The following is a 12,519-nucleotide window of genomic DNA, read 5'->3' as shown; positions in this document are numbered from 1 at the left end:
CAGGGTCGGGGGTGGAAAACCCCGAAAAAAGGGGGAGGTACTGGGGGACCTCCTGGCCGGGGCGACACGTCGGGGGGATGGGGCCCGGCCCGGGGGGGGGAGCGCCGGCCCCCACCCCGCCGACCTGCTCGTGTACACGGGATACGAGCCCCGGGAACTGACGCCGGAGCGGCGGACCGCCCTCGGCGGCGCGGACGCCGTGATCACCGGCCGGTTCCGGGTGGCGGAGCCCACCCGGCTCGCCTGGCGGGGCTCGGCCAACCAGCGGATCGTCCCGCTGACACCGCTCGGCGCCACCCGCTACGGCCCGTACCTGGCCCGGGAGGCACCGGGCCCGCGCCTTCAGGTCGCCCCGGGCGGGGACGCGGAGCTACGGCTCTACGGCGTCCCGCTGCGCTGCGAACTCACGGAACTGGAGCGGCGGTTGAAGCAGGGCGGGGTGGCCTTCACGGACCGGAGCTGGCGGCCGTGAGCAGCCGGACGTGGCTCTCCTCGGGCGTGACCAGCAGCACCGACCAGGACGGGTCCCGGCGCAGCTCCGCCCGGATCGCGTCGAGCAGTCGGCGGGCCACGGTCTCCACGGGCAGGCCGCCCCGGCCGGCGCCCAGCAGCGGGAAGCAGATCGACGACATCGGCAGAGAAAGGAACTCGCTTTCGTGGCGGGCCAGTTCGAAGGACGTACGCACCGCCTCGCCGAGCACGGCGGGGGACACGTGGTAGCGGTCGCCGTCACCGACCGGGGCGGCGATCGCCGCGTGGTGGATGCGTCGTACCCCGTGGGCGGCCAGGGCGCCGGACGACGTGGCGACGACCGTGCCCGGCCGCACGGGCATGCCCGCCCTGCCGTGCGTCCGCTGCCACACGCGCAGTTCGCGGGAGAGGACGTCGTCCACGACCTCGCCCGAGGCGTCCCGGAGGGCGGCGGCCCGGCGCAGCGCGCCGGACACCGTGGGGCGGAAGGTCTTGGACATCTCCAGATAGGTGTTCTCCGAGGAGACCAGGATGTCCACGTCCCACACCTCCTCGATCGGGCACACCCGGACGGCGATCCGGCCCGCCGGGGCCACCGGTGCGGCGGTGGCCGGCCGGGCACCCGGGCGCCGGGGCGGCCCGGCGGCGGCCGGTGCCGCGTGCGCCGGGGGAGTGGTCGGCGCCAGAGTCGCCAGCTCGCCCACGGCAGCGATCTGTTGGCCGGTCGCCTCGCCGACGCCCGCCTCCCGGGCCACCGCCAGGACCGCCGCCGCGAGTTCGGCGATGACGTCGTGCTCCTGGCTCTTGCGGAACCGCTCCGTGGTCACGCCGTAGACACCCGCCGCGGCCTTGCGCCGGTCGGTGCCGGGGACCCCGCGCCGCGCGGCGAAGATCCCGAAGGAGTGGGCGGCCGCCCGGGCCAGCGGATCGCAGGAGTCGTCGTCCCGCACCGGATGCCCGCCGGCCAGCCGCCGTACCGCCGCGCCCAGCAACTCCTCGATGCCGGTCTGCTCGTCGTCCGGCCCCGTGCACAGGCCGGCCGCGGCGGCGGCCTCGCGCAGCGCGTCCCTGGTGCAGTGGCGCAACCCGGGCAGGCCGCGACGTCTCAGTTCCCTGAGTTCGGCGACGAGATTTTCGTGCGAGGGCAGGGGCTGCATGATGCGCATCGTAGCCCCGGCCGGGGATTCCCTGAAGATCCGGGAAACTCACCGTCACGGGAGGGGAATCGCGTTATCTTCGTCGTCCTGTGGCCCGCGCGTCGGGTCCGTTCGCTCCGCATTGTGGCCCCCCGGTTCACCCCGCGCGTTTCCCGGAAGGCCGGAAGATGACGACCACACCGCCCACCCGTTTCGTCGACCCCGCGGACGGGGGTTTCACCAATGCCCGGGCCATCGAGACACGTCCGGTCAGCGCCGACGTACCACCCGAACTCGCCGACCGTTTCCTGCTCGTCGCCGTGCTCTCCGAGGCGCGCCGGCCCGCCGAGGCCGTCGTCCTGCGCGTCCGCGACCTGATGGCGCGTCACGGACCGGCGGAGATACCCCTGGTCCTCAAGTGGTACCACCGGCTGCACGCCCCCGATCCGCACGTCGAACTGGAGCTGCGGGATCTCGCCGAGCCCCCGACTCCCCATCTGGAACGCCTCCTCGAGACCGGTGACGCGCACGGCCACCCCTGGCACCTGCTCTGGTCCCACGGCGAGGAGACCCTGGAGAAGTACCACGAGGACCACCCCGACGGGCTGCCTCCCGAGGCCGTCCGCGCCGTGGTGAGCCAACTCCACGGCGCCGTCGCCGCTCTGCACGAACGGGGCGTCGTCCACCGGGACATCACCCCCGACAACGTCATGGTGCAGACCCGCCGCGCCGACACCGTCGACCTCGTCCTCGTCGACTTCGGCGCCGCCGTCCACCGGCCCGACGAGGCGCTGGAGCCCCGGACCGACTGGCGCGGCAAACCCCTCTACCTGGCACCCGAGGCCGGACTGCTCCGGCAGACCGTCTCCGAGGCGGGCGACTGGTGGTCGCTCGGCATGGTCGTCGCCCAACTCGCCCTCGGCAGACACCCGATCGAGTTCCGCCGGGACGAGGACGTGCTCGCCGAGATCGCCACGCACGATCCCGACGTCAGCGGCATCACCGACCGCAGGACCCGCCTGCTCTGCGAGGGCCTGCTCACCCGGGCGCCCGAACAGCGCTGGCAGGCGGCCGAGGTACGGGACTGGCTCGACGGCCGGGACGCCGACGTCGCCCCGCGCACCGACGGACGGATCTTCCCCGACGACCCCACCCGCCCCGCGATCAGCCCCTTCCCGTTCATGGGACAGGAGTTCACCGGGACCGACCATCTCGCCCTCCACCTGGACCAGAACCACGTCTCGGCCGCGCGCATGCTGGCCGACGACGAGGACCGGGCCCGACTGGCCGAGTGGCTGGGCCAGTTCGAGACCGTCGGCGGGCGCAGCCCCGAGGAACTGAGCCGGCTCGCCGACCTGCGGCGGGAACTGGCGCAGCCCCCGTCCGTCGCGGGCGTCGTACGGCTCCTCAACTGGCTCGGCCCCGGCCTGGACGTCACCTGGCACGGAGCCGCCCTGGACGCGCAGAGCATGCGCCGGCTGTGCCAGGGCGCCCGGGACGGACACGCCGACGCCGTCGCGCTGCTGCGGCACCTGGCGCGGCATCCCGAGGTGCTGACCGGCCTCGCCCAGCGCCCGGGCGGCCACGGCCTGGACGAGACCGACCGCGCCTGGCGGGCCCTGCGCGCCCGCTGGGAGCCCACCGTCCGGGAGCTGAGGCGCGACCGCCGGGACCGGGCGGCCCTCAGGCATACCGTGGCCGTGGACGCCTGGCTGCTCCAGCTGGCGCGCGAACCCGAACGCACCCGGAGCCGGCTCACCGACCAACTGCTCCGGCTGCGCGCCGAGTTCCCGGAACGGGTGCCGTGGTTCGACGCGCTGCTCTCCGCCCAGGACGACGACCTGCGCCTGGTCGCCGCCCTCCTGCTCGGCGGACGCGCGCGGGAGGACGCGCAGGCGCTCAGACGCCGGCGCGTCGTCGAGGAGCACGAGCGGCTGCTGGCCGCCGACCAGGACGGACTCCTCGCCGTACTGCGCCGGCTCGACCGCCTGCCCACCCTGGGCTGGGCGGTGCTCGGCGCCACCGTCGTCACCGCGCCCTGGACCTTCGTCATCGGCCTCGCGGACGTGCTGGGCCGCGCCTCCCCGGAGGCGGTCGTCACGGCCTGGCTGGAGGCGCTGCCGGCCGCCGCGTTCGTCTTCGTGGTGGAGCTGTGGACCGCCGTGTACATCGGCCCGCCCTTCTACCACCCCGGCCGATCGCTCGCGGGCCTGCTGATCCGCGGCGCGGACCGCCCCGCCAGGCTGGCCCGCACCCGGGCCGGACTCTGGATCGGGGCGGCGCTGCTCACGCTCGCCGTCGTCCTCGGGTTCTACGCCATCGCCGTCGTGCCCTGGCTGTGGCCGCTCGCCTCGGCCGCCGCCGTCGCCGTGTGGAGCGTCCGCCGCGGCTGGGCCTGGCGGCGCCTGCGACGCGAACACCGGGCACGGCGGGTGGCCCGCCGCCGGGGCCGCGCCGGGCGCCCCGACCAACGAGCCGACGCCGCAGGCGGCTGGACCTGGCGGCGCGTGCGACGGACGGTGCGCCGGGACGTGGGGGACGGGTGGCGGTGGGTGCGACAGGCGGTTGGCCGGGGTGTCGGGGACCGGTGGCGGCGGGTGCGGCAGGCGGTTGGCCGGGGCGTAGGGGACCGGTGGCGGCAGGTCGTGCGCCGGGACCGGTCGCGGCGCGTGTGGCAGGCCGTGCGCCGGGGCGGCGGAGACCGGTTGCGGCGCGTGTGGCAAGTGGTGCGCGGGAGCGCCGGGGACCGGGGGCCCGAGGCGCGACAGGCGGTGCGCCCGGACGCCGGAGGCCGGTGGCGGCGACGGCGCGAGCACCGGGCACGAGGGGTGGCCCGCCGAGGCGGCGGTGGCCGGGGCTGGAGCCGATGGCGCCGGGCGCGGCAGACGGCCCGCCGGGGGTCCGGGACGACGACCGACACGACAGGAGAGCAGGCATGAGTTCGGGTCTGGCCATCCCCACCATCCAGACGGTGGCACCCGCCGTGCACTTCGCACCGCCCCCGCCACCCCTTGACCCGCAGGCGCTGCCGCACACCGGCATGCTGCACCTGCACGACGCGGCCGGACAGGCCTCCGCCCACCTCGCCGACGCGGCCGGACACGCGGTCCACCAGGCCGCGGACGCCGCGCTCCAGGTGCTCGGCTCGCTCAGCGGCGTCCTGCTCGCCGGGCGCGCCGCCCTGCTCGGCACCCGGCTCCTCGCCGCCGCCGCGGTGCGGGCCGCCGAGGAACAGCGCTGCCTGGAGCGGCAGCAGCAACTGGCGGCCACGGCAGCCGAGCAGTGGGAGGCCGCCGCGTTCGCCGCCGTCCGGGTCAACGCCCGCAGGCGCGCCCTGCTGTCCCGGGTCGCGCGGGCCGCGGCGTACGGCGGCCCGCCCGGCCCCCCGCCACCGCCCGACGTGCCACCGCCGCTGACGCCCATCGGGGAGCGACTGGGCGAACTCCGGCGGGAACTGGCCCGCGCCGAGGAGGCCCTGTGCCGCGCGGAGGAACGGCAGGCGGCGTGGGAGCAGCAACGGCTCGCCGCCCTGCTGCGGCTGGACGAGGAGCAGGACGACGACTGGCAGCGCGCCCTGCGCGAGAGCCGGCAGCGCACCCTGCGGCGGTTCTCCGCCGAGCGCACCGCCGACACCGAGGCACGCCACCTGCCCCGGCAGACCGCCGCCCGGCGCACCCCCGCGGCACTCGATCCCGAGGAGGTCCGCCGCACCGGGGCGGAGATCCTCGGCGAGCTGGACCCGTACGCCGCCGCCGAGGCCGCCGAACTCGCCGCGGCCGCCGTCCGGGACGCCGTACGCCGCGCCGCCGACGACCCCCGCCGGGCCCGCATCCACCTCACGGAGGCACGCAAGTTCGTGCGGGACGCCAACAAGCGGGCACAGGAGACGCGGGAGGCCCAGGAGAAGGCCGCCCTGCACTACGACTTCCTCGTGTACGAGACCCCGGAGGGCGCCGAGGACCTGGCCCCCGCACCGGACGCCGTGGCGCTGCTCCGCCGCACCCTGGACGAGGGGACCCCGCTGACCCCGGCCGAACAGGAGCTGGTCCAGCGCCGGGTGGAGGATCGGCTGCACGCCCTGGAGGCGATGTACGTCCGGGAGCAGTGCGCCGGCGCCGTCGCGGAGCTGGCCAGGAGGTTCGGCGGCCGGGCCGGCGCGGGCCGGCCCGACGGACAGGAGATCCGCCTCGACTGGACACCGGACGGCTGGGACCCCGGCCACTGGCTCAGGGCGACCCTGGTCGACGGCCGCCTGCGCGTGGCGACCATGTACCGGGGCGGGCCGGGGGAGCGGACACCCGAGCAGCGCGCCCTGGACGACGCCCGCTGCGCCGAGACCCAGGAGCGGTTCGCCGAGTTCGAGGAGATCACCGGCGCGCTGGGCCTCGACCTCGAATTCAAGGTCGAACACACCGAAGGGGCCCTGCCGGGCGTGCTGGGGGAGGACGCCTGGGTGCTCGACGAACTGATCGAGGAAGCCGACCGCGCGGCCGGCGCGCACCGGGACGTACCCCGGGACGCTCCCCGGTACCGGACCGTCGACGGCGACGGCCGCCGCTGAGACCGGCGGATGCCGCTCGCCGCCGAGAGGGCCGGGCGCGCGCCACCGAGAACACGTAAGGCCGGCGCGCGGCCCGCAACAGCGCGCATCGGGGAGGAACGATGGACCTGTCCAAGGAAGACCGGCTCCCGCCCTTCGTGGAGGAGCTGACCGGAACGCTCGGTGTGCACGCGCAGTACGTCCTGCACGGCAACATCCGTGATCTGCACCTGGTGCGCCGGCGCGGCCGGGACCGCTTCCACTCGCTGCACGACGTGCTCTGGAACCCGCTGCGGGAGAAGGGCTACGAGGCACTGGTGCTGTGCGACCAGGTGAGAGGCTTCCGCGTGGCGCAGGTCGGTGAGGGCGAGGCCCGCGCGGCCGTGGAGGAACTGCTCCAGGGACCGCACGAGTTCCCCGGCCAGACGGCGGCGCAACGCCAGGCGGTGCTGGAGCAGTTGCGGAACATCACCAGCGGATGGGCGCGGCAGCGGGACGAGATGATGCGCGACGGCCGCCGGCTGCGGCCGCTGCGCGTCGCCCTCGTGATCGACCACGCCTCCCGCCTGCTCACCGACCCGTCCCGGCTCACCCCCGACGAACGGGACTTCTTCCTCGCCTGCCTCAAACTCGCCCACGAGGCCGAGCCGTTGCCGCCCCGGACCGGGACCGCCGTCGTACCGAAGGGGCCGGGTCTGTTCAACCCGGTGATCTGGCTCGCCGAGGGGGAGCGGGACGTACCGGCGTGGCTGGTGTCCGGCAGCGAGCGGATCCGCCCGGTCGCCGTACCGGAGCCGGACGCGGACGAGCGCACCACGATGGCCCGTCTCCTGCACGAGCGCTACGAGCGGTACCCCGGACACGGCGCACGCGACGGCGGCGCCACCGGTGCGGACGCCGAGGAGACGGCCCGGGCGGTCGGCGCGTTCGCCCGGGTGGCCTCCGGACTGAGCCTGCGGGCCATGGAGGAGAGCGTGAAGCTCGCCCGCTCCCGTGGCCTGCCGTTCGCCGCCATGCCGGACGCCGTACGGATCTACCGGCTCGGCGTGGAGAAGAACCCCTGGAGCCGCGACGAGATCCGGCAGCGCATCCTGCGCGGCGAGGACCCCCGCAACGAGCGGTCCATCCCCAGCCGCGTCCTGGGCCAGGAGGCCGCCGTGGCGATGACCCTGGACATCCTCAAGCGTGCCGCGCTCGGACTGTCCGGGGCACAGGCCACCAGCCCCGGACACCGGCCGCGCGGTGTGCTGTTCTTCGCCGGCCCGACCGGTACCGGCAAGACGGAGCTGGCGAAGGCCGTGGCCTCCGTGCTCTTCGACAGCGACCAGGCCTATCTCCGCTTCGACATGAGCGAGTTCTCGGCCGCGCACTCCGCCGACCGGCTCGTCGGCGCGCCCCCGGGGTACGTCGGCTACGAGGCGGGCGGCGAACTGACCTCCGCCGTACGGGAGAACCCCTTCCGCGTCATCCTCTTCGACGAGATCGAGAAGGCCGACAAGGGCATCCTGGACAAGTTCCTCCAGGTGCTGGAGGACGGCAGGCTCACCGACGGGCAGGGCGTCACCACCTACTTCAGCGAGTGCGTGCTCATCTTCACCTCCAACCTCGGCGTGCAGCGCACGGACCCGGAGACCGGGGAACGCGAGTGGATCGTGGAACCCGGCACGCCGTACAAGGAGTTGGAGACCACCGTCCGGGACAACGTCAAGAAGCACTTCGAACAGATCATCGGGCGGCCGGAGTTGATGAACCGGATCGGCGGCAACGTCGTCGTCTTCGACTTCATCTCCGACGAGGTCGCCGCGCAGATCTTCGATCTCCAGGTCCGCAACATCCAGCGCCAGCTGGCCCAGGGCCACCAACTCGTCCTGGAGATCGAGGAGACGGCCCGGCGCGAACTCCTCGACCACTGCACCCGGGACAAGTGGAGCGGCGGCCGCGGCATCGGCATGGTCCTGGAGACGCATCTGATCAACCCGCTCGCCCGCCAGCTGTTCGCCGCCTCCGACCTCGGGCCGGGGACCACGGTCGTGGTGACGGACGTACGGGAGACCGACAGCGGACGGGTGGACACGACGGTCGTGCTGAAGAAGGGAGACGCAGTTGGCGGAGGTACACGACTGGGATGACGACGACGAGTGGGAGGAGGGTGCCGACGTCGCGTCGCCGGTCGCCGCGCCCCGTCCGTCCCCGCCGCCGGTCGGTGAGCGGTGCCCGGGGTGCCGCAGGGTCGTGCCCGCCGGTACGGCCGTGTGCCCCGCGTGCCGGTCCCCGCTCGGCGCGCCCGGGCGGGAGCCTGGTGCGGGTCCGCGGTCGGAACGGCTGGCGGGCGGTGTGCTGCGGCTGGTCTTCCGGGCCGGCGGCCGGCACCTCGACGTGCCGCGCGGCGGGGAACTCCGGCTGGGACGCAGCAGCGGTTGGGCGCCCGAGGCGGCGGCGATCCTGGCCGACGAGGAGACGGTCTCGGCCCGGCACGCCACCGTCGTGCACACCACGGACGGGGCGGCCTGGGTGACCGAGGTCCCGCAGGGAGCCACCAACGGCACGCGCGTCAACGACCGCGTCCTGGTGCCGGCCCGGCCCGTCCGCCTGCGCAACGGCGACCGCGTCCAACTCGGCCCCAGGGCCGGCTTCGTGGTCCGCGGCATCGAGGACGAACCCACGGACCCGACCTGACCACCGGCGCACGGGGTATGGGCTCAGCCCTGACCACCGGCGTACGGGCTCAGCCCTGGCCACCGGCGGACGGCGCACCGGCTCAGCCCTGGCCGCCGCCCAGCGCGGCCACCGCGGACTTCGCCGCCTTGATGGCCCCCTTGTTGATCTCCTCCGTACTGGGGGCCTTCTTGCTCTCGAAGTCGCTGCCGTTGTAGGTGACGACGACGAGGGCGTTGGCGGCACGGACCAACACCACGCCCTCACGGGTCTGCTGGCCGTCCTCCGTGGTGAGGTTCACGATGGAGTACGCGCTGTCCCCGAGCCCCGGCACGGCCCCGCCGCCGCTCTTCTCGGCGACCCGCTGCTCGTACTCCTTCTTCGCCTCCTGGTCCGACTCGCTGATCTCGAACGACACGTCGAGCCAGCGGTAGTCGTAGCCCTGGAGCGCGTTCCAGGAGCAGGTGCGGCGCAGCTCGGTGTCCGTCGAGGGGATCTCCTTGCCGGCCGTCTTCGCCCCCGGCACCAGGGACTTGACCGTGCCGGCGGACACGGCGGAGCAGGGGGCGGGCGCGGTGGCGTACGTCTGCGCCGCCGTCGTGGACGACGGGGCGGCGGTGGAGGACCCGGCGGGCGTCTTCTGGGCCGTCGGGTGCCCGGCGGAGGCCGGCGGCGCGGCCGGGCCGGACGTCAGCGCCCAGCCGGCACAGGCGAGCACCGCGACCGGCGTCAGGCGCGCGGTGAGAGCGAGCGGCAGAGGAAGGGAACGCACAGCGCACTTCTCGTGGGGGAGGGGGTGCGGAAGGGGTCCGCATGGTGGACGACAGTGTCACATGACTCCCTGTGGGGCGGAAGTGCCAACTCGCTGCGTACCCGCCCGGTCACGGCCGCGCGTTCACGACGTACCGCTCTGCCCGTTATGCGCCTCCGGCCGACCGCGAACACCACGAGTCCCGGCGGCGGCGCGGCACGGCGCGGGGCACGGTCACGGCACTCTCGCCGTCCACTCCGGCGACGAGAACTTGGTGCGCGCCAGCTCCTCGGCGCGGGCCAGTTCCTCGGCGGTGACCTTGCCCGGTGTCAGGCCGTAGCGCGCGCGGAAGGAGCCGATCATCCGGTCGATGACGGCCTCGCGCGGCAGCCCCGTCTGCCGCCGCAGCGGATCGACCCGCTTCTTCGCGCTCCTGGTCCCCTTGTCGGACAACTTCTCCCGCCCGATCCGCAGGACCTCGACCATCTTGTCCGCGTCGATGTCGTACGACATGGTCACGTGGTGCAGTACGGCACCCGGGCCGCCGCCGGGCCCGACGATCCGCTTCTGCGCCGCGCCCGCGATCTTGCCCTGGTCGGTCGCGATGTCGTTCAGCGGCTGGTACCAGGCCCGGATCCCCATGTCGCCGAGGGCGCCCAGCACCCAGTCGTCCAGATAGGCGTAGCTGTCCTGGAAGGACAGCCCCTGCACGAGGGACTCGGGCACCGACAGCGAGTAGGTGATCGTGTTGCCGGGCTCCACGAACATCGCGCCGCCGCCGGAGATCCGCCGCACCACCTCGATGCCGTGCCGCGCGGCGCCCTCCGGGTCCACCTCGTTGCGCAGCGACTGGAAGCTGCCGATGATCACCGCCGGGGCGCCCCACTCCCACACCCGCAGCGTCGGCGGCCGGCGGCCCGCCGCCACCTCGGCGGTCAGCACCTCGTCCAGCGCCATGTGCAGGGCCGGCGACTGCGGGGCCTCGTGGATCAGCTGCCAGTCGTAGTCCGTCCAGTCCGTGGCGTGCGCGAGCGCGCGGCGCACCGCGATGCCGATGCCCTCCGCCGTCAGCCCGTACATCACCGTCGCCGCCGGCAGCGCCGCCTCGATCCGCGCGGCCAGCCCCGCCGCGTCCGTGTCCGCCGGGGCACCCTCCAGCGCGCGGTTCACCGCCTCCAGCGCCTCGTCCGGCTCCAGGAAGAAGTCACCCGCCACCCGCACGCGCCGCAGCACGCCGTCCTCGACGCCCACGTCCACGACGACGAGCTTGCCACCGGGCACCTTGTACTCACCGTGCACTGCCTGGGCCTCCGTTCTTCCCGCACGAGATCAACGCGGGGGCCGGTCGTGGTGTTCCCGGGCGCCGGTCACGGCTCCCCAGCCGTCCGTAGGCAAGTGAGGAAGCCGCCAGCAGGTTCTTCGTCTGCGGCCCGAATCCTGGTCTGAGGGCTGCCGAGGGGATGCTGAGCGAGGCCGTGCCGCTGTGTCGCGAATGAGACGGCCGCTGAGGCAGCGCTGCGGGTTTGCGGACGAAGCGCCATCCGTCGGAAGGCGCTTCTGATGCTCCAGCTGTAGATCGCCCACACGACCGATGAGTTCCGCCTCGCCGCGTCGTCTGCATGTTTGGAACGTTCCCCTTCCGCGCCTGCGGGAGGCCCGAGACGAGATGCCAAGGAGCGTGCACGCTGTGGACCAGGAGAACGTGAGCGCCACCCTGACTGTCGCCGTGCCCGCCGCCAGGGTGTTCGCGGTGCTGGCGGACCCGACGACCCATTCTGCGATCGACGGCACCGGCTGGGTTCAGGAACCTGCCGACCGGGCGCCGCTGACCGAGGTGGGGCAGATCTTCCGGATGGACATGTATCACGCCGACCATCCAAACGGTGACTACCAGGTGGTCAACAAGGTCCAGATGCTCGACCCGCCGCGCGCCATTGGCTGGCTGACGGGGCAGGAGAAGGGCGACGGTCAGCTGGAGTTCGGCGGCTGGATCTGGCGTTACGACCTGGTGCCGCTCGGTCCGTCCGAGACTGAGGTCACGCTCACCTACGACTGGTCGGCGGTGCCGCAGTTCATCCGGGATCGCGGCATCCAGTTCCCGCCGTTCGGCCCTGAACATCTCATCAACTCGCTGCACCACCTGGCCGAGCTTGCCGCACCGACGTCCCGGGCCTGGACGCCCAGCGGCTAGTCCGAGCGTGGCGGGCCGGCGGGTTTGGCCGTAGATCCTGATCTTGTCCGTGGGGCGGTGCGGAGACGGGTGCGGCCACCGTTGATCACCGTGAGTTGTGTGGACTGATGCGGGTCGTCTCCGTGTCGGTCATGCGCTGCCCCCAGCCCCGGGTCAGCCCTGGGTCGGGTTGTGCCGCCAGGCTCAGCGTGTGCCCGCCAGCCAGGGACTACACCCGGTAGGGCCCCCTTCCGGGTGTGCTTGAGGCAGATCTCTGCGCTCGCAACATGAAGAAAACCTGTCGCGATGACAGTAGACATCGGCTCGTCACAGGGCTAGGGTTTCCGTCGTACCCAGGAAGTCCAGAGGGCACGGCAGAGACGGACTGCCGTGGATCCAGGTCAAGCAGGACGCGGCCCCGCGGGGGCAGCGAGCAGTACACGCGTTATCCAGCAGTACAACCGAGTAACCGAAGGTAAGGAGCAGAACGCCATCAGGATCGCCCGGGCGCGGAGGAAGTCCGCCCGGGTACCGCAGGCCCCGGATTGGAAGGTGGTCCCCGGTCACGCATCCGCGATCCCCGCAGCCCCGCCCTCCCAGGCGGAACCTGCGGAAACAGAAGGCCGGCGCAGTTTGCCGGTAGATGGTGTTGAAAGCTCGGGGCCCGGGGGGGGGGGGGGGGGGGGGGGCGGGAGGGGGGTTCGGGGGGGGGGGGGGGGGGCCCTTTCCCCCCTGACGTGACCCCCCCCCCCCCCCCCCCCCTCCCCTCTTTCCCTCCCCCCCCCCCCCCCCCCAC

General features: G+C 73.8%; 9 protein-coding genes. 6 read left to right on the top strand and 3 right to left on the bottom strand.

The window, feature by feature from the left end; genetic code table 11:
* The first annotated feature begins 130 nt into the window (after positions 1 to 130).
* On the top strand, positions 131 to 472 hold the full coding sequence (locus ACZ4WH_RS43120; RefSeq protein WP_468191573.1) for a 4Fe-4S cluster-binding domain-containing protein: 342 nt from the start codon (positions 131 to 133) through the stop codon (positions 470 to 472).
* On the opposite strand, the gene ACZ4WH_RS43115 is transcribed toward ACZ4WH_RS43120, so the two are convergent.
* Complete coding sequence (locus ACZ4WH_RS43115; RefSeq protein ID WP_468191570.1) at positions 447 to 1,628, bottom strand: macro domain-containing protein; 1,182 nt, start codon at positions 1,626 to 1,628, stop codon at positions 447 to 449. The genes ACZ4WH_RS43120 and ACZ4WH_RS43115 overlap by 26 nt on opposite strands.
* A 167-nt stretch (positions 1,629 to 1,795) precedes the next feature.
* On the opposite strand from ACZ4WH_RS43115, the gene ACZ4WH_RS43110 reads away from it, so the two are divergent.
* The 4 genes from ACZ4WH_RS43110 to ACZ4WH_RS43095 all read left to right on the top strand — a co-directional run bounded on the left by ACZ4WH_RS43110 (position 1,796) and on the right by ACZ4WH_RS43095 (position 8,823).
* Entirely contained in the window at positions 1,796 to 4,546 is a 2,751-nt protein-coding gene (locus ACZ4WH_RS43110; RefSeq protein WP_468191567.1) for a serine/threonine protein kinase, read from the top strand.
* Positions 4,543 to 6,168 (top strand): hypothetical protein, encoded by a 1,626-nt coding sequence (locus tag ACZ4WH_RS43105; RefSeq protein ID WP_468191565.1) that lies wholly within the window; start codon positions 4,543 to 4,545, stop codon positions 6,166 to 6,168. The genes ACZ4WH_RS43110 and ACZ4WH_RS43105 overlap by 4 nt, the downstream gene beginning before the upstream one ends.
* A gap of 101 nt (positions 6,169 to 6,269) precedes the next feature.
* Positions 6,270 to 8,276, top strand: coding sequence for an AAA family ATPase (locus ACZ4WH_RS43100; protein ID WP_468191563.1), 2,007 nt, complete (start codon positions 6,270 to 6,272; stop codon positions 8,274 to 8,276).
* On the top strand, positions 8,251 to 8,823 hold the full coding sequence (locus ACZ4WH_RS43095; RefSeq protein WP_468191560.1) for an FHA domain-containing protein: 573 nt from the start codon (positions 8,251 to 8,253) through the stop codon (positions 8,821 to 8,823). Before ACZ4WH_RS43100 ends, ACZ4WH_RS43095 begins: the two co-directional genes overlap by 26 nt.
* An 82-nt stretch (positions 8,824 to 8,905) precedes the next feature.
* Here the strand turns inward: ACZ4WH_RS43095 and ACZ4WH_RS43090 are convergent, their stop codons facing one another.
* Entirely contained in the window at positions 8,906 to 9,574 is a 669-nt protein-coding gene (locus ACZ4WH_RS43090; RefSeq protein ID WP_468191557.1) for a hypothetical protein, read from the bottom strand.
* A gap of 213 nt (positions 9,575 to 9,787) precedes the next feature.
* The gene (locus ACZ4WH_RS43085) at positions 9,788 to 10,852 is read right to left on the bottom strand and encodes a lipoate--protein ligase family protein (RefSeq protein ID WP_468191554.1); all 1,065 of its coding nucleotides are present in this window, start codon (positions 10,850 to 10,852) and stop codon (positions 9,788 to 9,790) included.
* A 388-nt stretch (positions 10,853 to 11,240) separates the two neighbouring features.
* On the opposite strand from ACZ4WH_RS43085, the gene ACZ4WH_RS43080 reads away from it, so the two are divergent.
* On the top strand, positions 11,241 to 11,744 hold the full coding sequence (locus tag ACZ4WH_RS43080) for an SRPBCC family protein (RefSeq protein WP_468191551.1): 504 nt from the start codon (positions 11,241 to 11,243) through the stop codon (positions 11,742 to 11,744).
* Positions 11,745 to 12,519 lie beyond the last annotated feature (775 nt).

It is taken from the genome of Streptomyces sp. NPDC029138 (assembly GCF_055564375.1).
This window is presented reverse-complemented; position numbering and strand designations above follow the sequence as displayed.